The organism is Amycolatopsis viridis, assembly GCF_011758765.1.
In the GTDB taxonomy this organism is placed as follows: Bacteria; Actinomycetota; Actinomycetes; order Mycobacteriales; family Pseudonocardiaceae; genus Amycolatopsis_E; species Amycolatopsis_E viridis.
Window position 1 is genome coordinate 2,814,912 of sequence record NZ_JAANOU010000001.1, and the last position, 22,918, is coordinate 2,837,829.

Annotated in this window: 23 protein-coding genes; 13 read left to right on the forward strand and 10 right to left on the reverse strand. The window is 72.5% G+C overall.

What is annotated here, in order from left to right:
* The first annotated feature begins 155 nt into the window (after positions 1-155).
* Positions 156-587 (forward strand): DUF1707 SHOCT-like domain-containing protein, encoded by a 432-nt coding sequence (locus tag FHX46_RS13905; RefSeq protein ID WP_167114201.1) that lies wholly within the window; start codon positions 156-158, stop codon positions 585-587.
* Here FHX46_RS13905 and FHX46_RS13910 read toward each other — a convergent pair.
* Together FHX46_RS13910 and FHX46_RS13915 are read right to left on the reverse strand one after the other, a co-directional pair.
* Positions 544-1,797 (reverse strand): MFS transporter, encoded by a 1,254-nt coding sequence (locus tag FHX46_RS13910; RefSeq protein ID WP_167114204.1) that lies wholly within the window; start codon positions 1,795-1,797, stop codon positions 544-546. The two genes, FHX46_RS13905 and FHX46_RS13910, sit on opposite strands and share 44 nt — an antisense overlap.
* Before the next feature lie 29 nt (positions 1,798-1,826).
* Positions 1,827-3,071 (reverse strand): FAD-dependent oxidoreductase, encoded by a 1,245-nt coding sequence (locus tag FHX46_RS13915; RefSeq protein ID WP_167114207.1) that lies wholly within the window; start codon positions 3,069-3,071, stop codon positions 1,827-1,829.
* A 99-nt stretch (positions 3,072-3,170) separates the two neighbouring features.
* Between FHX46_RS13915 and FHX46_RS13920 the strand changes: the two genes are divergently transcribed.
* Positions 3,171-4,055: a LysR family transcriptional regulator gene (locus tag FHX46_RS13920; RefSeq protein WP_167114210.1), complete on the forward strand. Its 885-nt coding sequence runs from the start codon at positions 3,171-3,173 to the stop codon at positions 4,053-4,055.
* A gap of 42 nt (positions 4,056-4,097) precedes the next feature.
* Here FHX46_RS13920 and FHX46_RS13925 read toward each other — a convergent pair whose 3' ends face one another.
* From FHX46_RS13925 to FHX46_RS13935, 3 genes are read right to left on the reverse strand one after another with little or no spacing between them, the layout of a single operon-like run.
* The gene (locus FHX46_RS13925; RefSeq protein WP_167114213.1) at positions 4,098-4,673 is read right to left on the reverse strand and encodes a TIGR03086 family metal-binding protein; all 576 of its coding nucleotides are present in this window, start codon (positions 4,671-4,673) and stop codon (positions 4,098-4,100) included.
* Between the two features lies 1 nt (position 4,674).
* The gene (locus FHX46_RS13930; protein ID WP_167114216.1) at positions 4,675-5,163 is read right to left on the reverse strand and encodes an SRPBCC family protein; all 489 of its coding nucleotides are present in this window, start codon (positions 5,161-5,163) and stop codon (positions 4,675-4,677) included.
* A complete protein-coding gene (locus FHX46_RS13935; protein ID WP_167114219.1) occupies positions 5,160-5,519 on the reverse strand; it encodes an ArsR/SmtB family transcription factor in 360 nt (119 codons plus the stop codon). The genes FHX46_RS13930 and FHX46_RS13935 overlap by 4 nt, the downstream gene beginning before the upstream one ends.
* Positions 5,520-5,749: 230 nt before the next feature.
* On the opposite strand from FHX46_RS13935, the gene FHX46_RS29025 reads away from it, so the two are divergent.
* A complete protein-coding gene (locus FHX46_RS29025) occupies positions 5,750-7,063 on the forward strand; it encodes a lysozyme (RefSeq protein ID WP_313886130.1) in 1,314 nt (437 codons plus the stop codon).
* A gap of 326 nt (positions 7,064-7,389) precedes the next feature.
* On the opposite strand, the gene FHX46_RS13945 is transcribed toward FHX46_RS29025, so the two are convergent.
* Complete coding sequence (locus tag FHX46_RS13945; RefSeq protein ID WP_167114222.1) at positions 7,390-7,737, reverse strand: ArsR/SmtB family transcription factor; 348 nt, start codon at positions 7,735-7,737, stop codon at positions 7,390-7,392.
* Positions 7,738-7,820: 83 nt separating this feature from the next.
* Between FHX46_RS13945 and FHX46_RS13950 the strand changes: the two genes are divergently transcribed.
* From FHX46_RS13950 to FHX46_RS13960, 3 genes are all read left to right on the forward strand, one after another.
* Complete coding sequence (locus FHX46_RS13950; protein ID WP_167114225.1) at positions 7,821-9,077, forward strand: MFS transporter; 1,257 nt, start codon at positions 7,821-7,823, stop codon at positions 9,075-9,077.
* A gap of 25 nt (positions 9,078-9,102) precedes the next feature.
* Positions 9,103-9,612, forward strand: a complete 510-nt coding sequence (locus FHX46_RS13955) for a hypothetical protein (protein WP_167114228.1) — start codon at positions 9,103-9,105, stop codon at positions 9,610-9,612.
* Between the two features lie 203 nt (positions 9,613-9,815).
* Positions 9,816-10,022 carry a hypothetical protein gene (locus tag FHX46_RS13960; protein ID WP_313886131.1) on the forward strand — a complete coding sequence of 69 codons (207 nt, stop codon included), beginning with the start codon at positions 9,816-9,818 and terminating at the stop codon, positions 10,020-10,022.
* Positions 10,023-10,052: 30 nt separating this feature from the next.
* Here the strand turns inward: FHX46_RS13960 and ligD are convergent, their stop codons facing one another.
* From ligD to FHX46_RS13980, 3 genes are all read right to left on the reverse strand, one after another.
* Positions 10,053-11,654 carry a non-homologous end-joining DNA ligase gene (ligD, locus tag FHX46_RS13965; protein WP_167114231.1) on the reverse strand — a complete coding sequence of 534 codons (1,602 nt, stop codon included), beginning with the start codon at positions 11,652-11,654 and terminating at the stop codon, positions 10,053-10,055.
* A gap of 517 nt (positions 11,655-12,171) precedes the next feature.
* The gene (locus FHX46_RS13975) at positions 12,172-13,158 is read right to left on the reverse strand and encodes a transketolase family protein (RefSeq protein WP_167114234.1); all 987 of its coding nucleotides are present in this window, start codon (positions 13,156-13,158) and stop codon (positions 12,172-12,174) included.
* The gene (locus FHX46_RS13980) at positions 13,155-14,018 is read right to left on the reverse strand and encodes a transketolase (protein ID WP_167114238.1); all 864 of its coding nucleotides are present in this window, start codon (positions 14,016-14,018) and stop codon (positions 13,155-13,157) included. Before FHX46_RS13980 ends, FHX46_RS13975 begins: the two co-directional genes overlap by 4 nt.
* 93 nt (positions 14,019-14,111) lie before the next feature.
* Here FHX46_RS13980 and FHX46_RS13985 point away from each other — a divergent pair, with 93 nt between their 5' ends.
* From FHX46_RS13985 to FHX46_RS14015, 7 genes are all read left to right on the forward strand, one after another.
* Positions 14,112-14,903, forward strand: coding sequence for an IclR family transcriptional regulator (locus FHX46_RS13985; protein WP_167114242.1), 792 nt, complete (start codon positions 14,112-14,114; stop codon positions 14,901-14,903).
* Positions 14,904-15,028: 125 nt separating this feature from the next.
* Positions 15,029-15,820, forward strand: a complete 792-nt coding sequence (locus FHX46_RS13990; RefSeq protein ID WP_167114245.1) for an SDR family NAD(P)-dependent oxidoreductase — start codon at positions 15,029-15,031, stop codon at positions 15,818-15,820.
* A gap of 53 nt (positions 15,821-15,873) precedes the next feature.
* Complete coding sequence (locus FHX46_RS13995) at positions 15,874-16,833, forward strand: substrate-binding domain-containing protein (protein WP_167114248.1); 960 nt, start codon at positions 15,874-15,876, stop codon at positions 16,831-16,833.
* Between the two features lie 70 nt (positions 16,834-16,903).
* On the forward strand, positions 16,904-18,409 hold the full coding sequence (locus FHX46_RS14000) for a sugar ABC transporter ATP-binding protein (RefSeq protein ID WP_313886132.1): 1,506 nt from the start codon (positions 16,904-16,906) through the stop codon (positions 18,407-18,409).
* Between the two features lie 4 nt (positions 18,410-18,413).
* A complete protein-coding gene (locus FHX46_RS14005; protein ID WP_167114254.1) occupies positions 18,414-19,424 on the forward strand; it encodes an ABC transporter permease in 1,011 nt (336 codons plus the stop codon).
* Positions 19,425-19,458: 34 nt separating this feature from the next.
* Positions 19,459-20,520 carry an SDR family oxidoreductase gene (locus FHX46_RS14010; protein WP_167114257.1) on the forward strand — a complete coding sequence of 354 codons (1,062 nt, stop codon included), beginning with the start codon at positions 19,459-19,461 and terminating at the stop codon, positions 20,518-20,520.
* Between the two features lie 26 nt (positions 20,521-20,546).
* Positions 20,547-22,283, forward strand: a complete 1,737-nt coding sequence (locus tag FHX46_RS14015; protein WP_208400144.1) for a flavin-containing monooxygenase — start codon at positions 20,547-20,549, stop codon at positions 22,281-22,283.
* Positions 22,284-22,332: 49 nt separating this feature from the next.
* On the opposite strand, the gene FHX46_RS14020 is transcribed toward FHX46_RS14015, so the two are convergent.
* Entirely contained in the window at positions 22,333-22,767 is a 435-nt protein-coding gene (locus tag FHX46_RS14020; protein WP_167121457.1) for a MarR family winged helix-turn-helix transcriptional regulator, read from the reverse strand.
* Positions 22,768-22,918: the final 151 nt, after the last annotated feature.

The following is a 22,918-nucleotide window of genomic DNA, read 5'->3' on the forward strand; positions in this document are numbered from 1 at the left end:
CCCCGGCGCGGGCGCCAGGATAACCCGCGCCCGGCAGCCCCTCAAGGGGCGAGGGAATCGCCGCCGGCGGGCGGGCGACGGGCATTTCACGGCGGCCCGACTCCGGACGCCGTAGCCTCACCGTATCGGTGACGCCGAGCGGAACGGGGACGACGATGACGACGACTCGGGAGTTCGCGGAACGGCAGACCTCCGGTGCGGTCCGGTGCTCGGACGCCGAACGCGACCGCGTGGGCGCGCGATTGCAGGAGGCGGCGGGCGAAGGGCGGTTGTCGCTGGGCGAGGTCGAGGACCGGATGGCGAAGGTGTACGCCGCGCGGTACCGGCACGAACTGGACGATCTGGTCGCCGACCTGCCACCGGTGGCCGGCGCCGCCACCGGCTGGGGCGGCGTGCTGGCCGCCGCGCGCCAGCAGCTCGCCGCCGACTGGGCGGCCATGCGCCAGGGTGGTCTGGCCACGCGCCGCACCCTGGCGTACGCGGCGGTGGTCCTGACCCTGGTGGCGCTGGCGATGATCGCGTTCGTGCTGGTTCTGCACGGCATCAGCGGAGGTCCGGAACCGCACCACCACTTCGGGCGGCACTGACCGGCCCGGCGGACCGGGCCGTCTTGCGCGGACGGTCGTCGCGGACGCCGAGCAACGCGGCGGCACCGAGCAGCGGGCCGGCGGCGAGCAGGGCGAAGGCCGAGTAGAACGAGCCGGTGGCGTGGAAGACGGGCCCGACCGCGGCGGGCACGAGGACGCTGCCGAGCTGCCACACCGCGTTGACGCCACCCGCCGCGGATCCGGCGAGCCGCCCACCGGCCAGGACGGGGATCATCGCCGCGGTCAGTGGGCTGTAGGCGTAGGCGGCGATACCGAGCACCGGCGCGACCGCGAGGAACGCGCCGTAGCTGCGCATCGCGCCGAACACCAGCAGGGACGCGGTGAACAGCACCAGGATCACCATGATCGGCAGGCGCATGCCGAGCCCGAGCCGGTCGGTGACCCAGCCGACCAGCGGCTTCACCGCGACGGCGACCCCGGAGAAGATCACCACGACGACTCCGGCATCCACCGGCGAGATGTGGCTGCCCTTGATCATCAGGGTGTTGGACCATGTGACGAAACCGTAGGTCCCCCACAGGCCGCCGAACCCGGCGAGACCGAGCAGCAGCAGGTCCTTGTTCCGCAGCAGCGGACGCACGTCGGGCAGGGCCCGCCGGGTCCCCGCGGTGCGGACGGCGCCGTTGCGCAGGAACGCCACGCACAGCACGGCGAGCACCACCGTGACGCCGCCGAACAGGTGGTAGGAGGCGCCCCAGCCGGCGTGCTGGACGAACGTCGGCACCACGGCGTTGGCGATGACGGTGCCGAGCGAGGTGGCGGTCATGAAGACGCCGCTGCCCAAGCCGATCTCGCGCGGGGGCAGCCAGGTGGTGATCAGCTTCATCCCGGCGGAGAACTCGACACCGGCGAAGAGCCCCACGAGGCCCTGTACGGCGAGGCCGAGCGGGACGGAGGTGGTCGAGCCGAACACGATCATCAGCGTGCCCGCGGCGAGCAGGCTGATGCCGAGCACGAGGCGGCTGCCCAGCCAGTCGGTGAGGAACCCGCCCGCCGCGTTGGAGATCACGTAGCCGATGTAGTAGCAGGTGGCGAAGATCCCGAGGGCCGCCAGCGGGACGTGCCAGGAGTCGCTGACCGCGGCGGAGGCGGGGCCCCAGGTCGAGCGGTCGACCGAGGTCATGGTGAAGCTGGCCCAGCACAGCAGCAGCACGACCCACCGGTAGCGGGAGGGCGCGGGGGAACTCATCGTCGAGACTCCGATCGGGAAACGGGGGGTCACAGGATCGCATCCTGGCGCAGCAGCTGCGCCCGGATGGCGGAGACGTCGTGCCGGGTGCCCGCGGCGTACTGCGCCGCGGCCACGCCGGCCGCGTGGCCGGTGGCGAAGGCGGTGCCCATGACGCGCACCGACGCGTAGGCCTCGGCATCGGAGCTGGTCAGCCGACCGACACCCCACAGGTTGTGCGTGTCCGCCGAGCGGATCGCGTCGTAGGGCACGTCGTACCAGCCGCGGCCGGCAATGGGGACGTAGCGGGTCACGCCCGGGCCGGCGTGGTCTTCGACCGGCCAGCCGCAGCGGGCGATCGAGGTGTCCGGCCGCTTGCGCGCGCCGAGCACGTCGGCGCCGGTGACGGTGTCCCGGCCGGCGAGGTGCCTGCCCTCCCGGATGCCCAGCTGCGGGCCGGTCTCGATCAGGTACGCCCCGGCCCAGCCGGGCAGGTGCTTGCGCAGCGCGTCGAGGTAGCGCCACGCCTGGCGGCGTGCGCTCGCCTCGTGCCGGCTGAACGCGGCCGCGTCGAGCACGTCGGCCTGTTCGTCGACCAGCAGCGCGATGACCTCCCTGGTCAGCGGGAGGTGGACGGCGATGCCGTAGTCGCGGGGGAGGTCGGCGCCGGTGGCGCGGTGGTAGGCGGCGACGGCGGCCCGCAGGCCGTCCCGGGACAGGTCGGCGTCCTCGGTGACCCCGCCGAAGCGGCACACCAGTGTGCTGGTCTGGCGCCGCTCGACCGGCTCCACGCGGACAGCGGCGCCCGCCTCGGCCAGCAGCGCTCCGTCGCCGCTGGCGTCCACGAAGGCCGCGGCGGTGATGTGCTCGCGGCCGCCGCGGTGGTGCAGTTCGACCTCGGTGACCTCGTCGTCGCGGCGGCGCGCCCCGATCAGCGTGGTGTGCAGCCGGACGTCGACCCCGGCTTCGGCGGTGACGGTGTCGCAGGCGAGCTTGGTGGCCTCGGTGTCCAGCAGGACGATCCGGTTGCCGGTCCAGCCCATCACCTTCTCCTCGTACGCACCGAGGTCGCGCAGCTGCCGCAGCACCCGCTCGCCGACCCCGGCCACGACGCGCTCGCCGCGCTGGTCGAAGAAGCCGCAGTAGGTCAGGACCGAACTGATCGTCGCGGCGCCGCCCAGGAACGGGTACTGCTCCACCAGCAGCACCCGCGCCCCGGACCACGCGGCGCCCACCGCGGCGCCGATGCCCCCGGCGCCACCGCCGACGACCACGACGTCGTAGGAGTTGCTCATCGCCTGCCTCTCTCTCGGGTGGAGCCAGTACACGATGGGCGGCGGCGATGCGGCCAATATCATTCGGGCACCCGGGGCATAACGAAAAGGTATGGGGCAATGGAGCTGCGGCAGCTGCGGTACTTCGTCGCGATCTTCGAGCGGCGGTCGATCTCGCGCGCGGCGGAGCACCTGCGGATCTCGCAGCCCGCGCTCACCCGGCAGCTGCACCAGCTCGAGCGGTACGTCGGCACGCCGCTGTTCGACCGCGTCCCCGGCGGCGTCAGCCCTACCCCGGCGGCGACGGCGTTGCACGAGCACGCCCGGCTGGTGCTGCGCCTCGCCGACGCCAGCCGGGAAGTTGCCCGCTCCGCGGGTCCGGTCCGCGAGGCGGTCCGCGTCGGCCTGCCGCCCGGGGTGCCCGCGAGCTGGATCGAGCGGGTGATCGGCGCGGTGGCACGGGAGGTGCCCGGTGCGGCGCTGACGGTCACCGACGCCAGCAGCGTCGACCAGGTGCGGTTGCTCCGGGAAGGCCATCTGGACCTCGGCCTGATCCACCAGCGGCCGCCGGCGCCGTTCGCCGCCCGGCTGGTGCTCGAACAGCAGCTCGGGCTGGCGGTGCGGCCCGGTCACGAGCTGGCCCGGCGGCGCCGCTGCGACCTGGCCGACCTCGACGGGCTGCGGATCCTCGCGCACAGCCGGGACCAGGTGACCGCCGAGCACGACCGGGTGCTCGCCGAGGCGGAAGCCCAGGACATCCACCCGGAGTGGGTGTTCGCCTGGTTCACCGAAAACGCCTACGCCTGCGTCCTGGCCGGGGACGCGGCCGCCGCGCTGCTGACCCGCCCGAGCGCGGAACGCCTGCTGCCCGGGTGGCGCTGGATCCCGTTCGGCCCGACGGGTTTCGCCCTCCCGCTGTGGCTGGCCCAGCACCCCCAGACCCGGACGGTGGTGGCGGCGGTGGCCGACGTCGTCGCCGCGACTCCCGCCGGCGACCCGGGCTGACCGTCCATTCGGGACAGTCGTGTCCGTGGTCCCGGTGTGGTGTCAGGGGCGCGGGTTTCCGGCTTGCCAGCCTGGGTCGCGGCCGATGAAGGCGATCAGCTTGTCCTGTGCGGACGCATCCTCGGCGACCGGCACGGCCGGCCCGAACTGCCCGCTGCCGCGCAGGATTTCCTCCATCGGCCGCATCGCCTCGAGCGCGGCGGCGCAGCGCTCCTGGCCCAGGTCCGGTTCGCGGCCGAGCGCCTTGGCCAGGTCCCAGGTGTGCATCCACACGTCACCGGTGTAGAACTGGTCGACGGCCTGGTCCACCGGTTTGTCCCCGGTGTGCGGGTTGCTGAGCACGCGCCCGGCCGGGTCGTCGAGGATGGCCTGGATGTCGGCGGCGTGCTGCTTCCACGCGGCGCGCGGGTCGGCCCCGACGTCGAGCGCGGGAAGTTCGATCCCGGCTCCCCGGAGGAAGGCCCGGGACCACTCGACCAGGTGCTTCACCACGTCGAGCGCGGTCCACCCCGCCACCGGGGCGGGCCGCGCCCAGTCGCCGGCCGAGGCGGACTCGACCAGCTCGGTGAACCGGCCCGCGTCGTGCGCGTGCTGCTCGGCGGGACTGTTCGGCGTCATCTCAGGCACCCTTCGCGAGCAGCTCGTCGAGCTTGTCGTAGCCCTCGGTGACCCCGGTCTCCATGCCGCTGGCCAGCATGCCGTCCCGGGTTTCGAAGTCCTGCACCACGCTGAGCACCCGCAGCCGGGTACGGCCGCCGTCGAGCGTCTCGAACGTCACCGTCTCCAGTGCGACTCCGTCCGGCTCGCCGGCGTAGGTGAACGTCCACACGATCCGCTCGTGCGGGCGCACCTCGTGGAAGCTGCCGAAGAACGCGGCGATCTCCTCGCCGTCGCGGTCGTTGGCGAACGCCCACGCGCCCCCGGTGCGGGCGTCCCACTGGGTGATCCGCGTGGTGAGCGAGCGCGGGCCGACCCACTGCGCGTAGAGCTCGGGGTCGACGTGGGCGCGGAACACCTGCTCGGGTGGCGCGTCGAACTCGCGGATGATCTCGATGGTGGGGACCTTCTCGGCCGCCACGATCCGGGTTTCCCGCTGTTGTGTGGTCATGATGCGTCCTCGCGTGTGTGTCGATGGTCCTCGGTCATGCGGTCCAGCAGGTCGTCCAGGCGCCGGTAGCGTTCCTCGGCCGTGCGCCGGTAACGCTCGATCCACTTCGTCATCAGGTCGAGCACCTCCGCGTCCAGGTGGACGGGCCGCCGCTGGGCGACCTTGCTGCGTGTCACCAGCCCGGCTTCCTCCAGCACCTTTACGTGTTTGGAGATCGCCTGGAGGCTCATGGCGTACGGCTCGGCGAGCTCGCCCACGGTCGCGTCCGCCGCGGCGAGCCGGGCGACCAGGTCCCGCCGGGTCGGGTCGGCCAGTGCCGCGAACACCCGGTTCAGCTGCTCGGTGTTCTCGTTCACCCTGCTTCCTCAACTACTTGGTTGAGAACCACCGTAGGAGCCGCCACCGGTGTTGTCAACCTGTCGGTTGAGAACCTCGGTGCCGCGCCGCGACACCCCCTGTGCGGGTGAGTCCGCGCCGTGCCCGGCACGGCCGGACCCCGCGTGAGCTGCGAAAACCTCTTGTGTAACACCTGCCACACCAGAACCGTCCGTTTACATGCGTCACGCATGTCACGCACACTGCGCTGGTGCTGGAGGGGGTGGCTGCGGTGGGGCGGATCGTGACGCGGTTGTTCGTGGGGCTGGTCGTGCTGGTCCTGTGCGCCGCGCCGCAGGCGTCCGCGGAGCCCGCGCCGGTGCCGGGGATGGACGTGTCCGGACACCAGGGCGAGGTGAACTGGCCGGCGGCCTGGGCCGCGGGTGCCCGCTTCGCCTACGTGAAGGCCACCGAGGGCACCGGGTACCGCAACCCGTACTTCGCGCAGCAGTACAACGGGTCCTACCAGGTCGGGATGATCCGCGGCGCCTACCACTTCGCGCGGCCGGACATCTCCGGCGGTCCCGCCCAGGCGGACTTCTTCGTGGCGCACGGCGGCGCCTGGTCCCCGGACGGCAGGACCCTGCCGCCGATGCTGGACATCGAGTACAACCCGTACGGCCCGGTCTGCTACGGGCTCTCCCGGGACGGGATGGTCGAGTGGATCCGGTCGTTCTCGGCGCAGGTGCACGCCCGCACCAGCCGGTGGCCCATGCTCTACACCACCACCGACTGGTGGAAGACCTGCACCGGTGACTCCGCGGCGTTCGGGGACACGCATCCGCTGTTCATCGCCCGCTACGCCAGCAGCCCGGGCGCGCTGCCCAGCGGCTGGCGGTACTACACCATGTGGCAGTACTCGGATTCCGGTGCGCTGCCCGGCGACCAGGACACCTTCAACGGCTCGATGGACCAGCTGATCAAGCTCGCCGGCGGCGACCCGGCCCGCGGCGCCGTGGACCCGGCCCCCGCGCCGCCCACCACGACCACCGCGCCCAAGACCACCACCCCGACCACCACAACAACCCCGCGCACGACGACTGTGCCGACCACAACCCCGGTGCCGCCCACAACCCGGGTGCCGACCACAACCACGGTGCCGCCCACCACGACGACCACCGCCGCGCCACCGCACTCCGGCGCGGCGAGCAGCAGCGCGTGGGCCGACGCCACGACGCGGACGGAAACCACCGCCACTTCGGTGTCCGCAGCCCCGCCGGGCACCGCGGCGGTCGTCCCGCCGTCCGCCGGTGCGGAGCAGCCGGCGGAACCGATCAGCGGACTGGTCTGGGCGGGCGGCCGTGGCGGGACCCCGCCGGCGTCCCTGCGGGACGGCCACCACGCCGAGGAGCTCGTCGCGCGCGTCGACCCCGGTGCCGCGCCGGACAGCAGCCTGGCGCCCGCGGAGTCCCGTGCGCTCGCGAGCACCGGCACGAGCCCCGCGCGGGGGATCGTCTTCGGCGGCGCGCTCGTCCTGCTCGGTGTGATCCTCACGGTCCTGGCCCGCGCCGTCGCGCCCCGCTGACCCACCCCACCGCCCGCAGCAGCAAACACACCGCCCGCAACGGCAAACACGCCGCCCCGAGCGGCGAACACACCGCCCCGAGCGGCAAACACACCGCCCCGAGCGGCAAATACGCCGCGGATCGGCGAACACGCCGCGCGCAACGGCGAACACGCCGCCCCGATCAGCAAACACACCGCCCGCAACGGCAAACACGCCGCCCGGAGCGGCGAACACGCCGCGCGGAGCGGCAAACACGCCGGCGGGAGCGGCTCAATCGGGCGTGTTTGCCCGCTAGCGCGCCGTGTTTGCCGGTGAGCGCGCCGTGTTTGCTCTTCGGGTCCCGGTCACGTCCAGCTGTCCATGATCTCGCGTCCCTGCGGGATGACGAGGTCGAGCAGGCCGGGGAACCGGGCGTCGAGATCGTCGCGGCGGAGCCGGTTCAGCCGCCTGGTCCCTTCGTCGCGCTGGTGGATCACGCCTGCCTCGCGCAGGGTCCGGAAGTGGCCGCTCTGCGTGGACTTGCTGACCGGGAGCGCGAAGGTCGTGCAGGCCAGTTCGCCTTCGGGCTCGACGGTGGCCAGCCGGGCGACGATCGCCAGCCGGACCGGATCGCTCAGCGCGGTCATCACGGTGGGGAACTCCAGCTCGTCCCGCGCGGGGTGCACGAGCTGGGTTGCGGTGCGACTCGCCATGACGTCCATCCTAACGAACATGTTCGGTTCCTGCGAACATCTGCTATGTTCGGGTCACTCGAACATGACGGCGGAGGTACGACATGCCGAACGACACACCACTTCTGGGAGCACCGGCCGGGTCAGGGGCCCAGCGAGACTCGTCCGGGCGCGGCTCACGAACCGGCCGGCCGAGCGCGTGGCGGTTCTGGGCCACGGCCTACACCCTGCTGATCCTGCTCACCGGGACGAACCTGCCGACACCGCTGTACCGCGGCTACGAGGCGAAGTTCGGCTTCTCGCCGTTCGTCGTCACGCTGATCTTCGCCGTGTACGTGGCCGTGCTCATCCCGTCCCTGCTGGTGGCCGGCCCGCTCTCGGACGCACTCGGCAGGCGCCGGGTTCTGCTGCCTGCGGTGGTGCTGGCCGTTGCGGGGTCGCTGGGCTTCGTGTTCGCCACCAGCACGGGGTGGCTGTTCGCCGCCCGGGTCCTGCAGGGTCTCGCGGTCGGCGCGGCATCCGGGGCGTTGACCGCTGCGCTGAGCGAACTCGAACCGTCTGGCAACCCGCGGAAAGCGGCGCTGGTCTCGACCGTGGCGTCGGTCGGCGGACTGGGTCTCGGCCCGGTGCTGGCCGGATTGCTCGCCCAGTACGCACCGGCGCCCGATGTGGTGCCGTTCGTCGTCGAGATCGTGCTGCTGATCCCGGCCGCCGTCACCGTCATCTCGATGCCGTCTGCGCAACCGAGGACGCGCTGGCGGCCGCGCCGGCCGCAGATCCCGCCCACGATGCGAGCGGTGTTCGCGACCAGCGGGACCGCGAGTTTCCTGGCCTTCGCCGTGATCGGGCTGTTCCTCACCCTCATCCCGGCCTACGTGGCCGCACTGACGAACAGCACGAACCTCCTGCTCGGCGGGGGAACCGTCGCTCTGACGCTGGCCTTCTCGGCGGTCGTCCAGGTCCTCGCCCACGGACGCCCGTCCCGCCGGCTGCAGCTCGCGGGCCTGCCGATCCTGGCCCTGGGGCTGGGTCTGCTGGTGCTCGTCGGGCGTGTACCGTCGCTGGTCCTTCTGCTGACCGCTACCGCGCTCGCCGGTACCGGTCACGGGCTGGTGTTCCTCGGCGGACTCACCGCGGTCAACAAGGCGGCGCCGGACGGCAGCCGCGGCGAAGTGCTCTCCAGCTTCTACGTCATCCTCTACGCCGGCGTCGGGTTTCCCGTCCTCGGCGTCGGCATCCTCGCCACCGCGGTCGGTCTCGCCACCGCCGTGAGCTGGTTCGCCGCCGTCGTCGCCGTGCTGTGCCTGCTCGTGCTGCTCGCGCTCGGTCGCCGCCAGGCACCCGCCGACGCGGGCAACTGACTCCGCCCGGACCCGAGGAGATCCCATGGACACCACCGGATTCGACGCCGCCTACCGCAGCCTGCTCACCGCTGCCGCGTCGATCGCGGACCCGGCCGCTCACCCGGGACCGGCGCGGGAGGACATCGACTGGACGCTGAGTCACCTCGCGCTCAGCGACCCGATCCTCACCGCCGCGGCCCGTGACGTCCTCGACGGCCGCCCCGCGGTCGTCGACAACCGGGACGCGATGGACGCGAGGGCGCTCGCGGAACTCACCGCCTCGACCAGTCATCAGGACCGCGTTGCGATGGTCCGCGCCCATGCCCAGGAGCTCGGCGCGGTGCTCCGGGCCATTCCCGGACACGCCGCTGCTACGCCGGTGATCATGCGCTTGTGCACGCGCGACGGGCACTCCCTTCCCGAACAGATGGTGCCCTGGCGGGACCTGATCGAGCTCCGCGTGCACAACCACCTGCCCGGCCACACCGCACGGCTCGCGGCCCACGCCCTGGCCCCCGCCGATGGTGCGCGGCCCACGCGGTCAACCCGCTGATCGACACGGGCGAGGGGGCCTGCCACGGCCCGCGGGCGTTGCCCGCGCCGGGGACCCCGTCGTCCAGCATCCGGGCGGTGCTCGCCGCACTGTCCGATGTGGCCCACCGGGGTGCCCGCATCGTGGGAGCGCTTTCCGCGGCCCGGTGCCGTCCCGCACGATCGGGGCAGGTTATCCGGCATCCGGCACTGGGGTGGTTCACGGTGACACGACTCTTCCGCACGATCGGCCGCGCGCTCGGCAGCCTCGGCCACGCGATGGTGCCGGTCAGCGCGCCCTACGACCTCGGGTTCGCACTGCCCCGGCCGGACCACCCGCCGGCCGGGTACCCGGGCGACCGGCTGAGCGTCCCGCTCTCGCCGCGGGAGCGGGACGCGTTCCACGTCCTCACCGCGGACCTGGCGCTGTGACCGGTCACCGTCGCCGGCGCCGGGCCGGGGTCACAGCGCGGGCAGGCGCTGCGGCAGGCCGATGAGCGGTGCGAGCGGGTCGCCGGTGCGGTGCACCCGGTCGAGGACGGTGCGCAGCGTCCACCGGTCCGGCCGCAGGTCCGGGTCGTCGAGTTCGTCCCAGGTGACCGGCACCGAGACCGGCGCGCCGGGGGCCGGGCGCGGGCTGAACGGGGCGACCAGGGTCTTGTTGATGGCGTTCTGGGTGTAGTCGAGGCGGGCGCGGCCCTCGCGCTCCTTCTTGTACCACCGCCAGCTGACCAGGTCGGGCAGGACGCGGCCGACGACGCGGGACAGTTTCTCCACCCAGGCGCGGGTGTCGGCGAAGCTGTAACCTGCCGCGACGGGCACCCAGATCTGGATGCCGCGCTGCCCGGTGACCTTGGGCATGCCGGCCAGGCCGAGGTGGTCCAGCGCGGTGCGGTAGAGCCGGGCCAGCGTGAGCACGTCGTCGAACGCGGTGGTGGGGCCCGGGTCGATGTCGATCAGCGCCCAGGTGGGCTGGTGGACGTCGGGCAACCGCGAGGTCCACGGGTGCAGTTCGACGGCGCCGAAGTTGGCCATCCACACCAGGGCGGGCACGCTGTCCAGCACCGGGTAGCACTGGGTCTCGTCCTCGTCGGCCTCGGTGTTGTGCCAGCGGGTGAGCCAGGCCGGGGCGTGGCCGGGCACCTCCTTGTGCCAGAAGCCGGGCCGGTGCACGCCGTCGGGGTAGCGGTGCGCGTTGACCGGCCGCCCGGCGAGGTAGGGCAGCATGACGGGGGCGATCTGCGCGAAATAGCGGACGAGGTCGCGTTTGGTCACCGGGGGTTCGTCGCCGCTGCCGGGGAACAGCACCTTGTCGAGGTTGGTGAGCTTGAGCCGGCGGCCGGCCAGCGACCAGGTGCCGGAGGTGCCGATCCGGTCGAGCGCGGCGAGCTCCCCGGCCGTGGGCGGGTCCCAGTGCGGGAGCGGGGGAGCCAGCGGCACCTCGGCCTCGGCGGCCGGCGCGTCGCTGCGCCACATCGCCGCGGGCGCCGCGGCCACCTCGTCGTTGGTGCGCCCGGACTTCACCGACCGCGGCAGGTCCTCGGGATCCCAGCCCGGCTGGGCGGCCTCGTCGTGCTTGTGGATCAGCAGCCACTGTTCCTTGCCCCGCCGCTCGGTGCGGACGAGCGCGAACCGGCCGGCCAGCTTCTCGCCGTGCAGGTCGAAGTGCAGCTCGCCGTCCTCGATCGCCCGGGCCGGGTCGAGGCCGTCGGCGGGTTGCCAGGTGCCCCGGTCCCACACGATCACGTCCCCGCCGCCGTACTGGCCCTTCGGGATCACGCCTTCGAAGTCGGCGTACTCCAGCGGGTGGTCCTCGACGTGGACGGCCAGCTGCCGCACGTCCGGGTCCAGCGTGGGGCCCTTGGGCACCGCCCAGCTGGCGAGCACGCCGTCCACCTCGAGCCGGAAGTCGTAGTGCAGGCGGCGGGCGCGGTGCCGCTGCACGACGAACCGGCCCCCGGCCGCCTCCGCCGTCGCCGAGCCGGCCGGCTCCGCGGTCACCGAGAAGTCCCGCTTGGCCCGGTAGGACTCGAGCCGGTCCGGATTCCGCCGTCGTGCGCTCACCGCCCGGGACTACCCCTGACCGGCATCGCCCATACCGCCGTGGGAACGCCGCGAGGTCAGTCGCCTTGAACACACCGGACGGGTCGGGAGTGGGCATGCATCACGGCGAGGACACCGGCGGCGACGGGGTGAGCGTGTGGGTGCCGCCGGATGAGCGGCCGCCGCCGCTGGTGCGCCTCCGCCGATGGCGGCGGAGGCGCTTGCCGACCTGGGCGAGGACCACCTGGTGGCCGTGCAGCTGGTCGGGACCGAGCTGGTGACCAGCGCCTCCGGTGGTCATGGACCCCGGTGACACGGTGACGGGTGGCCGGGGGTTGCGGACGGTCGACAAGGTGTCGCTCGACCGGGGCAGCCACCCCTCGGGCGGGGGAAAGACGTGTGGGCGGTGGTCGGCTGCACCGCCTACGGCTGGCAGCCGTGCTCGGCCCTGGAGCAGCCCGTGCCACGTTGGGCGCCGCAGCCGCGCCTGCCGCGGCGAACCCGGTGCCGCCGCGGCAGGCGCTGCCGTCGGGTCCGCTCAGCCCAGTGCCGTGCGGGCGGCGCGCACGATCCCGTCGGCGTCGAGGCCGTAGTGCCGGTACAGGTGGGACGGCGGCCCGATGAGGGCGTACTCGTCGCGCAGCCCGTGCCGCACCACCCGTGCACCGTGGCCGTGGCCGGCGACGACTTCCGCGACCGCGCCGCCGAGCCCGCCGAGGACGCTGTGCTCCTCGACGGTGAGGATCACGCCGGACCGGGCGGCCGCCCGCGACACCGCGTCGGCGTCGAGCGGTTTGACGGTGTGCATGTCGAGCACTCCGGTGGAGATGCCCTCGGCCTGGAGCGTCGCCGCGGCGGACAGCGCGGGGTGCACCATCGAGCCGGTCGCGATGATGGTCAGGTCGCTGCCCACCGAGTGCTCGATGGCGCGGCCGATCGTGAAGCCCCGGTCGTCGCGGTCGTAGACGTCGGGGTCCTGGCCGCGCCCGATCCGGAAGTAGATCGGCCCGGGCCAGTCGGTGGCCGCCCGCAGCGCGGACCGCAGCTGCGCCGCGTCGGCCGGGGCGATCACCGTCAGGCCCGCGATGCTCCGGGTGATGGCGAGGTCTTCGGTGGCGTGGTGGGACGTGCCGTAGTAGCCCAGGGTGATGCCGGCGTGGTGACCGATCAACCGGACCGGGAGCTGGGTGTAGGCCACGTCCGTGCGGATCTGCTCACATGCCAGCAGCGCCAGGAACGAGGCGAAGGTGGCCACGTGCGGCTGCCAGCCGGTGGTGGCCAGTCCCGCGGCGGTGGACACCATGTGCTGTTCGGAGATGCCGAACTGGACGTAGTGGTCCGGGTGCCGCTCCTGGAAGCGGACCAGGCCGTTGGAGTACTTCAGGTCCGCGGTGCCGGCGAGGATCGGATGCCCCTCGTCCACCAGGTCGGCCAGGGTGTCGGCCAGGGCGTGCAGGCCCGGCGCGCGGTCGAGGAGGGTCAGCAGGTGCCAGGATTCGGGCTGCAGCCCGGGTGCGATGCTCACCGGCCCCTCCGGAGTTCCTCGATCGCGTTGCGTTCGTCCTGTTCGGCGAGCCAGCCCAGGTGCCAGCCGAATTCGGCTTCCATGTACGAGATCCCCTTGCCCTTCACCGTGTCGGCGATGATCACCACGGGAGACGTGCGGGCGGTGTCGGCCACGACGCTGCGCAGGAGCGCGAGCAGGGCGGCCACGTCGTGCCCGTCGACCCGGTGCGCCTGCCAGCCGAAGGCGCGCCACTTGTCCTCGAGCGGTTCGATTCCGGTGACGGTGTCGATCCGGCCGTCTAGCGAGTGGTCGTTGCGGTCCACGATCGCGATCAGGTTCGACACCTGGTGGTGGGCCGCCCCGAGCGCCGCCTCCCAGATCTGGCCCTCGTGCAGCTCGCCGTCGCCGAGGAGGACGAAGACGTTCGAGTCGTAGCCCCGCATCCGGGTGCCCAGGGCGATCCCGGTGCCGGTGGAGAGCGCGTGGCCGAGGGAGCCGCTGCTGAAGTCGATGCCGGGGATCCGGGTCATGTCCGGGTGGTCGCCGAAGGCGTTGCCCAGCCGGGTGTACTCGTCCAGCTCACGGGGGTCGAAGAACCCCCAGTCGGCCAGGAGCGGGTACAGCGTCGCCGCGGCGTGTCCCTTGCCGAACAGGAAGCGGTCCCGCTCGGGCCAGTCCGGCTCGCCGCGGCGCAGCCGCATCACGCCGTAGTAGAGCGTCGCGAGGATCTCGGCGCACGAGAAACCGGAGGCGTAGTGACCGGTCTTGGCGATGGAGATCAGCCGGACCGTTTCCAGGCGGGCGAACAGCGCGCGCTCGCTGATCGTGTCGATGAGGTCCGCGAGGTCGCGCTGCGGATCGTGTTTGACGACTGTCATGAGAGCGCAAAGTACCGCCTAACGGTCAACCTGTCCATACAACGAGAATCTTTTCTGTTGGTCGTCTTGTCCGCACAGCGGTAACATCCCGAGGTGGCAAATGACGGAAGCGTGATGCTGGTGCGCAAGGTGGCTCAGGTGCTCGACCACCTCGCGCAGGGAGAGGCGACAGCGGCTGAGCTCGCCGAGGCGCTGGGGGAGCCGCGCAGCTCGGTCTACCGGCTGCTGTCCAGCCTGCAGGCCGAGCGCCTGGTGGAGCAGGGATCGCGGCGGGGGCAGTTCCGGCTGGGGGTCAAGCTGCTCACCCTGGGCACGGCGGTGGTCGCGAGGTTCGACGAGCGCGAGTTCGCGCAACCGGTGCTGGAGCGGTTGCACGATCTGACCGGCGAGACCGTCTTCCTCTGCGTCCGGCGGGGCGATGCCGCCGTGTGCATCGAGCGGCTCGCCGGCAAACGGGTGCAGTCGCTGGCCCTGCAGCTGGGCGGTTCCCTGCCGTTGCACGCGGGCGCCGCCTCCCGTGCCCTGCTGGCCTTCGCGCCGGAGACCGAATGGGAGGCCTACCTGGAACGGAACGTGCCGTTGTCGCGGTTCACCGCATCCACTCCCTCCGAGCCGGCCGCGCTCCGCAAGGTGCTGCGCCAGGCTCGTGCGGACGGCTTCGCGGTCAGCGACCAGGACGTGACGATCGGCGTGGCCGCGATCGGGGTGCCGGTCGTGGACTACCGGGGCGAGGTCCGCGCCGCGGTGTCGATCAGCGGCGTGCGCGAGTCGATCCTCGGCGAGGACTTCTCCCGCTGGCGGGACCTGTTGCTCGACGCGGGGCAGGAGGTGTCCCGCGCCCTGGGCTCCGAGCTCGCCGGCAAGAACATCGCGCGGTTCGACTGACTCGGCACTCCGGCCGCGCGCAGGCTGAAATTCTCACCCACTAGACGAGACGTCCTTTGTATGAGAATGTGTCTCCCAACGTGGGGCGTGCAGCCCCGGTCCCTGACGGTTGAGGGAGGCCATTCATGGTCAACGGTGACCTGTCCGGTCGGGTCGTGGTCATCACCGGTGCTGGCGGCGGCATCGGGCTCGCCTGCGCCCGGCACGCGCTGGACGCGGGCGCCCGCGTCGTGGGCGCCGACGTGCAGACCGGGCAGCTCGGCGAACTCGCCGGCCCGGACCGGTTGCGCGCCGTTCCCGCCGACCTGCGCACGTCCGCCGGCGCCGAGGCGATGATCGCGGCCGCGCTCGACGGATTCGGCCGCGTCGACGTGCTGGTGAACAACGCCGGGATCGCCCCGGTGCGGGAGGGGTTCCTCGGCATCACCGACGCCGACTGGGCGTCGACGCTCGAGCTCAACCTCATGGGCTACGTCCGGGCGGCCCGCGCCGCACTGGCGGTGATGCGCGACGCCGGTTCGGGCGTGCTCATCCACATCGCCTCGGAGGCGGCGCGCATGCCCAACCCCCGGCTGCCCGACTACAGCGTGTCCAAGGCCGCCGTGCTGATGCTGTCGAAGGTGCTCGCCGCCGAGTTCGCGCCCTACGGCATCCGGTCCACTGTGGTCTCACCCGCGTTCGTGCGGTCACCCATCTACGACCGTCCCGGTGGTATCGCGGACAGTCTCGCCGAGGAGTTCGGTGTGGACCGGGAGACGGCCTTGCAGCGGTACGTCGAGCTGAACGGGATCCCGCTCGGCCGGCTCGGCACCGTGGACGAGGTCGCCGCGATGGTGACCTTCCTGGCTTCCGACCGCGCCGCCTTCGTGACCGGCGCCAACTTCTGCATCGACGGCGGCGTGACGCCGGTCGTGTGACCCCACCGCAGGCCGGGTGCCCGGCCCGGTCCCCGAACAGACAAGGAAAATCAATGATGATTCCTCGCACGCTGCCCGTGCGCCGGCCGCTGCGCCGCGCCGGCGCCCTGGTCGCGGCCGGCCTCACGGTCCTCGCCACGCTCGCCGGGTGCGCGTCCGGTGCCGGTTCCGCCGGCGGTGACCGCACTGTCGGCGTCACGCTCAACGCCGCGTCCAACCCGTTCTTCCTCGCCGAGGGCAAGGCGATCGAGGCGGCGGCCGGACCGGGGGTGCGGGTCTCCGTCCAGTACGCCAACGCCGACGTGGCCACCCAGAGCAACCAGATCGACACCTTCATCCGCCAGCGCGTCAGCTCGATCGTGGTCGACGCGGTCGATTCCGACGGGATCGGTCCCGCGGTACTGCGGGCCAAGCAGGCGGGCATCCCGGTGGTGGCCATCGACGTCGCGGCCGCGGGCGCGGACGCCACCGTCGCCAGCGACAACGTCCAGGCGGGCCGCGACGCGTGCGGCTACCTCGCCGAGCAGCTCGGCGGCCGGGCGAAGATCGCGATCGTGGACGGGTCGGCGGTGTCCGCCATCGCCGACCGCATGACCGGGTGCCGGCAGGCCCTCGCCCAGGCTCCCGGGATCGAAGTCGTCGCCACCCAGCGCGCCGACCTGACCCGGGACAAGAGCATGACCGTGGCGAGCAACATCCTCACGGCCCATCCCGACGTCGCCGGGTTCTTCGGGGTCAACGACCCGACCGCGATCGGCATCGCGCTCGCCGCGCAGCAGAAGGGTGTCCGCGTGAAGATCGCCGGTGTGGACGGTGCCCGCCAGCTCACCGACCTGTTCGGTGACGGCCTGATCATCGGCACCTCCGGGCAGGACCCGGCGAAACTGGGCCGCACCGGGCTGGACCTGGCGACGCGCCTGGCGCGCAAGGAACAGGCTCCGTCGGCGCCGGTGCTGATCCCCACCGTGCTGGTCACGCCGCAGACCCTCGGCTCCTACCCGAGCTGGGGCTGACATGGCACGCGAGGAAATCGCAGCGGGTACGACCGGCACAGCCGACGCAAGCGGACCAACCGACACAGCCGTGGTGCGGCTGGACGGCGTCACCAAGTCGTTCGCGGGCAACCCGGTGCTGCGCGGTGTCTCCCTCGGCCTCGTGCCGGGCGAGGTGCACGTGCTGGCCGGGGAGAACGGGGCGGGCAAGTCGACGCTGATCAAGGTGCTGACCGGGATTCACGCCCCCGACGGTGGCCGTGTCCTGGTCGACGGCGTGCCGGTGACCTTCTCCGGCCCGGGGGACGCCCGCGGGCGCGGGCTCACCGTCGTCCACCAGGAACTGAGCCTGGTGCCGGACCGCACGATCGCCGAGAACATCGTCCTGGGCCGGGAGCCGCGCCGCCGCGGCGGGCGGTTCGACCGGCGCCAGGCCCGGGCGCGCGCGGCCGCCGCGCTGGCGCGGGTCGGCGCGGCGCTCGACCCGGACACGCGGGTGGCCGACCTCAACACCGGGCAGCAGCAGCTGGTCGAGATCGCACGTGCCCTGGCCGACCGTCCACGGGTGCTGGTGCTCGACGAGCCCACGGCCGCCCTGTCCGACGAGGAGGCCCGGGCGCTGCTGGGGATCGTCGCGGAACTGCGCGACGCGGGCCTCGGACTGCTCTACATCAGTCACCGGATGGCCGAGATCGACCGGATCGCCGACCGCGTCACCGTCCTGCGTGACGGCCGCGTCGCCGACACCATGTCCCGCGCCGCGATGACCGAGGACCGGATCGTGACCTCCATGGTCGGCCGGCCCGTCGAGAACCTGTACCAGCACGGTGAGCGCCGCCCCTCCGCGCAGGTGCGCCTGCGGGTGGAGCGGATCAGCTCGCGCACCGTGCGGGAGTCCTCGTTCGAGGTGCGGGCCGGGGAGGTCGTCGGGCTGGCGGGCATCGTCGGTGCCGGCCGCAGCGAGCTGTGCCGGCTGATCGCCGGTTTCGACCGCAGCGACGGGGGCGCTGTCACGGTGGACGGCCGGCCGGTCGATCTCCGTCACCCGGCCTCCGCCGCGGCGTCGGGGATCGTGATGCTGCCGGAGAGCCGCAAGACCCAGGGCCTGTTCCCCGCGATGTCGGTGGCGGACAACGTCTGCACCGGCACCCCGCTCGGCCGGCGTCCGCTGGGGCGGACGTCGGCGGGGGCGCGGCGGGCCGCCGCGCGCTCCTACGCCGACCGGATGCGGATCAAGGCGGCCGGTCTGGACCAGCGCGTCGCGGAACTGTCCGGCGGCAACCAGCAGAAGGTCCTGCTCGCCCGCTGCCTCGCCCGCGGTCCCGCGGTGCTCATCCTCGACGAGCCGACGCGCGGCGTCGACATCGGCGCGAAGGCCGACATCTACGCCCTGGTCAACGAAGTCGCCGCCCGCGGTGTCGCCGTCGTGCTCATCTCCTCCGAACTGCCCGAGGTTCTCGGGCTCGCCGACCGCGTGCTGGTGATGAGCGGGCGGGCGATCGTCGCCGAACTGACCGGCGCGGCGATGACGGAGGAAGAGGTCATCCGGCACGCGACCGGCTCGGCGAGCGTGCCCGCCGAACTCACACAGAGGTGATCAGATGGAAACGACGTCAGTGATCGAAGCAGCCCCACCGGACCGGCAGGACCCGCGGCGGAGGCTGCGCCGGCCGGGGAGCGTGGCCGACTGGCTCGGCGTGCTGTCCGCGTTGCTCGTGCTCGTCATCGTGTTCGCGATCGCGGCGCCCTACTTCTTCACCGTACCCAACCTGCTCGACATCGCCCGGCAGATCGCCGTCACCGCGGTCCTCGGGGCCGGCCTGACGTTCGTCATCATCACCGCGGGCATCGACCTGTCGGTCGGCTCGGCCGTGGGTGTCACCGCGTTCGTGGCGGTTTCGCTGTCGTTGCACGGTGTCACCGCGCTGGTGGCGCTCCCGGCCGCCCTCGCCGCCGGCGTGGCCGTGGGCCTCGTCAACGGTGTGCTCGTGGCCGGTCTCGGGCTGGCGCCGTTCATCGTGACGCTGGCCGCGCTCACCTACCTGCGCGGTGTGACCTACGTGGGCACCGGCGGAACCACGCTGTTCTCCACCGACCTCGGTTACGCGGCGGTGGGCAGCGGGGTGGTGCTGGGCGTCCCGACGCCGGTACTGGTCATGATCGCGGTGTTCGCGATCGGCGGTTACCTGCTCAACCGGACGGTGTTCGGGCGGTGGGTGTTCGCGGTGGGCGGCAACCCCGAGGCCGCGCGGCTGGCCGGCATCCCGGTCCGGCGCGTGCTCGTGTGGGTCTACGTCCTGTCCGGGCTGTGCGCGGCGATCGGCGGGGTGATCGCTTCGGCCCGCTTGCAGAGCTCGGTGCCCGACCTGGGCACCGGATACGAGCTGTCCGCCATCGCGGCCGTGGTGCTCGGCGGCACGTCGCTGATGGGCGGGCGCGGCTCACTGACCGGCACCTTCCTCGGTGCCGCCATCATGGGTGTGCTGGTCAACGGGATGACACTGCTCGACGTGTCCTCGTTCTACCAGCAGATCATCCAGGGCGCGGTCATCGTCGTCGCTGTCGCGCTGGACCGCCTGCGGTCCCGCCGGGCCGGAGCGGGCCCGGCATGAGCCCCATCCACGCAACCAACTGGAGAGAACAACAGTGACAACTCCAACCACGCTCGTCGTCGGGGCACACGGTGTCATCGGCGGGGCGGTGGCGCAGCGGCTGCGCGACCACGACCGGCGGGTGGCGACGCTGGCCCGCCGCGGCCCGGTCACCCTCCCCGACGGCACCGTGATCGACGACCACGTGCAGGTCGACCTGCTGGACCGCGACGCGACGATCGCCGCGCTGGCCGGCCGGGCGGACATCACCGACGTCGTGTTCGCCGCGTACGTGGAGCGCGAGACCATGGCGGCGACGGTCGGCCCAAACGTCGCCATGCTGCGGCACCTGCTCGACGCGCTGCACGCGAGCGCCTCGACGGTGCGCCACGTCGTGCTCATCGGCGGGGGCAAGTCCTACGGCGAGCACCTCGGCCACTACAAGACTCCGGCCAAGGAGAGCGATCCGCGTTTTCTCGGGCCGATCTTCTACAACGACCAGGAAGATCTGCTGTGGTCGGACGCGGGCCGGGCGGGTTACACCTGGACGGTGCTGCGGCCGGACGGCGTGCTGGGGGTCAGCCTCGGCTCGCCGATGAACATGGTCACCGGGCTGGGGGTGTTCGCCGCGGTCAGCAAGTACCAGGGCGTGCCCCTGCGGTTCCCGGGCACGCCGGGGGCGTGGACGGCACTGCACCAGGCCACCGACGCGCGGATCATCGCCGGCGCGGTCGAGTGGGCGCTGGACAGCGAGGCCGCGCGCGGGGAGGTCTTCAACGTCACCAACGGCGACCACTTCCGCTGGCAGCACCTGTGGCCGGAGATCGCGGCGTTCTTCGCGATGCCCGCGGCGCCGCCGCAGCCGATGTCCCTCGCCGAGCAGATGGCGGACAAGGACAGCACCTGGGACGCCCTGACGGCCGAGCACGGCCTGCGGCCGCTGCCGCTGTCCGCCGTGGCGGCGTGGCCGTTCATCGACGGCTGGCTGGCCAACGAGGCCGACATGGTGCAGAGCACGATCAAGATCCGCCGTGCCGGGTTCGCCGAGTGCATCGACACCCACGACAGCTTCCTGGACAACCTCGACCGGATGCGCGCCCTGCGCCTCATCCCGTGACCGCTCGCGACCCTCAGGAGACGATGATGACGACGACCGACCCGGCGGCGATCGCGCAACGGTGGCTCGACGAGTTCGGCAACGTGCTCACGCGCGGAGCCGATCTGTCGGGGCTGTTCGCGAACGAGTGCTACTGGCGCGACCTGGTGGCGTTCACCGACGACATCCACACGGTGGCGGGGGACCGGGTGCCGGTGGAGCTGGCCGCCCGCCAGCCCGTCGCCAAGGCCTCCGGGTTCCGGGTCGCGGCCGGCCGCACCCCGCCGCGGTTCGTCGAGCGCAACGGGATCCGCGCGGTGGAGGCGATCTTCGAGTTCGAGGCCACCGCGGGCAGCGGCGCGGGTGTCGTGCGGCTGGTCGAGGAGCCCGGGCGCGGCCACGTGGCGCGGAACCTGCTGACCACGGTGGACCAGCTGGCCGGCTACCCGGAACGGACGGGCGAGAACCGGCCGGTCGGCCAGCGCGACTCGGCGAAGTTCGGCGGCCCGAACTGGCTGGACCGCCGGCAGGCGGCACAGGCGTACGCCGATCACGATCCCGACGTCCTCATCGTCGGCGGCGGGCAGAGCGGCCTGGCGCTCGCCGCGCGCCTGGGACAGCTCGACGTGGACGCGCTCGTGGTCGACACGCACGAGCGTCCCGGTGACAACTGGCGCAAGCGTTACCACGCGCTGACGTTGCACAACGCCGTCTGGCTCAACGACCTGCCGTACCTGCCGTTCCCGCAGACCTGGCCGGTGTTCGTGCCCAAGGACAAGCTGGCCGGCTGGTTCGAGTCCTACGTGGACGCGATGGAGATCAACTTCTGGGGCGGCACCACCTTCGAGGGGGCCGGGTACTCCGCCGCGAGCGGCACCTGGGAGGCGCGGCTGCGCCGTGCCGACGGCAGCACGCGGGTGCTGCGCCCCAAGCAAGTCGTGATCGCGACGGGCGTGAGCGGCCTGCCCTTCGTCCCGGACCTGCCCGGCCTCGGCGAGTTCGCGGGCGAGGTGGTGCACTCCAGCGCCTACCAGGACGGCGCCGCCTACGCCGGCCGGCGGGTCATCGTGGTGGGCACCGGCAACAGCGGGCACGACGTGGCGCAGGACCTGCACGCCAACGGCGCCTCGGTCACCATGATCCAGCGCAGCCCCACGACGGTGATCAGCATCGACCCGAGTGCCGCGCTGGCCGACGCCGCCTACCTGACCGCACCGACGCTGGAGGACAGCGACCTGATCGGGCTGTCGGTGCCGTACCCGGACCTCGTCGTGGGCGCGAAGGAGCTCACGGCGCGGATGAAGGAACTCGACCGCGACCTCGTCGAGGGGCTCAACCGGGTCGGTTTCCGCACCGACTACGGCCACGACGAGACCGGGCAGCAGATGAAGTACATGCGCCGCGGCGGCGGGTACTACCTCAACGTGGGGTGCTCGGACCTGCTCATCTCCGGCGAGATCGGCCTGGTGCAGTGGTCGGACGCGGACCGGTTCGTGCGTGCGGGGCTGCGGATGTCCGACGGCTCGGTGATCGAGGCGGATCTGGTCGTCCTCGCCACCGGGTACCAGAGCCAGCAGGAGGGCTTGCGGCACCTGATGGGCGATGAGGTGGCCGAGGCCGTGGGACCCATCTGGGGTTACGACGACGAGGGCGAGATCCGCAACATGTGGCGGCACACCCCGCACCCGGGACTGTGGTTCACCGCGGGCAACTTCCAGATGTGCCGCACCTACTCCAAGGTGCTCGCCTTCCAGCTGCGGCGCGCGCTGGACCAGGCGCGGTGACCGGGCAGTGGCTCCGCGGGCTCGCCCGCGGAGCCACTGCCGGATCCGGTCAGGATTCCAGGGCGGCGACGAGGGGGGCCAGCTCGGGCATGCCGGCCGCGCGCTCGAGCGACTTCTCGAGCACTTCGTCGTGGGTCGGCCGCGCGCGGGCGAGCGCGCGCTGCCCCTCGGCGGTGAGCTCGGTGTAGATGCCGCGGCGGTCGTCGGCGCACAGCACCCGCGTCAGCAGCCCGCGGTCCTCCAGGCGGGTCACCAGCCGGGTGGTCGCGCTGCTGGACAGCGCGGCCGCCCGGGACAGCTGCTGCATCCGCATGTGCCACCCGTCCTGGCGGTTGAGCGCGTCCAGGACGGTGAATTCCACCACCGACAGCTGGTGCTCCCGCTGCAGTGACCGTTCGAGTTCGGTTTCGATCAGGTTGTGCAGGGCGGCGAGGGTGCGCCAGCCCCGGGCGCGGACTTCCACGGCGTCATCGGCGATGCCCATCGCGGCCTCCTCGGTGTCACTCACCTCAGCTTACCGTGTCTTGCGCCGGTAGAGCGCGCATGCAAATACCAGTCATGCGCTCGCTCCCGGGCAACGGCACCGGGCTGACGGCTTTCGCGGGCTCAGGCCCCGGCCGGGGCCCGATCGCACG

Bases quoted from the DNA above. Each gene is read 5' to 3' on its own strand.
- FHX46_RS13905 (WP_167114201.1), top strand. From the start codon at position 156: ATGACGACGACTCGGGAGTTCGCGGAACGGCAGACCTCCGGTGCGGTC.
- FHX46_RS13910 (WP_167114204.1), bottom strand. From the start codon at position 1,797: ATGAGTTCCCCCGCGCCCTCCCGCTACCGGTGGGTCGTGCTGCTGCTG.
- FHX46_RS13915 (WP_167114207.1), bottom strand. From the start codon at position 3,071: ATGAGCAACTCCTACGACGTCGTGGTCGTCGGCGGTGGCGCCGGGGGC.
- FHX46_RS13920 (WP_167114210.1), top strand. From the start codon at position 3,171: ATGGAGCTGCGGCAGCTGCGGTACTTCGTCGCGATCTTCGAGCGGCGG.
- FHX46_RS13925 (WP_167114213.1), bottom strand. From the start codon at position 4,673: ATGACGCCGAACAGTCCCGCCGAGCAGCACGCGCACGACGCGGGCCGG.
- FHX46_RS13930 (WP_167114216.1), bottom strand. From the start codon at position 5,163: ATGACCACACAACAGCGGGAAACCCGGATCGTGGCGGCCGAGAAGGTC.
- FHX46_RS13945 (WP_167114222.1), bottom strand. From the start codon at position 7,737: ATGGCGAGTCGCACCGCAACCCAGCTCGTGCACCCCGCGCGGGACGAG.
- FHX46_RS13950 (WP_167114225.1), top strand. From the start codon at position 7,821: ATGCCGAACGACACACCACTTCTGGGAGCACCGGCCGGGTCAGGGGCC.
- FHX46_RS13955 (WP_167114228.1), top strand. From the start codon at position 9,103: ATGGACACCACCGGATTCGACGCCGCCTACCGCAGCCTGCTCACCGCT.
- FHX46_RS13980 (WP_167114238.1), bottom strand. From the start codon at position 14,018: ATGACAGTCGTCAAACACGATCCGCAGCGCGACCTCGCGGACCTCATC.
- FHX46_RS13990 (WP_167114245.1), top strand. From the start codon at position 15,029: ATGGTCAACGGTGACCTGTCCGGTCGGGTCGTGGTCATCACCGGTGCT.
- FHX46_RS13995 (WP_167114248.1), top strand. From the start codon at position 15,874: ATGATGATTCCTCGCACGCTGCCCGTGCGCCGGCCGCTGCGCCGCGCC.
- FHX46_RS14005 (WP_167114254.1), top strand. From the start codon at position 18,414: ATGGAAACGACGTCAGTGATCGAAGCAGCCCCACCGGACCGGCAGGAC.
- FHX46_RS14015 (WP_208400144.1), top strand. From the start codon at position 20,547: ATGACGACGACCGACCCGGCGGCGATCGCGCAACGGTGGCTCGACGAG.
- FHX46_RS14020 (WP_167121457.1), bottom strand. From the start codon at position 22,767: ATGGGCATCGCCGATGACGCCGTGGAAGTCCGCGCCCGGGGCTGGCGC.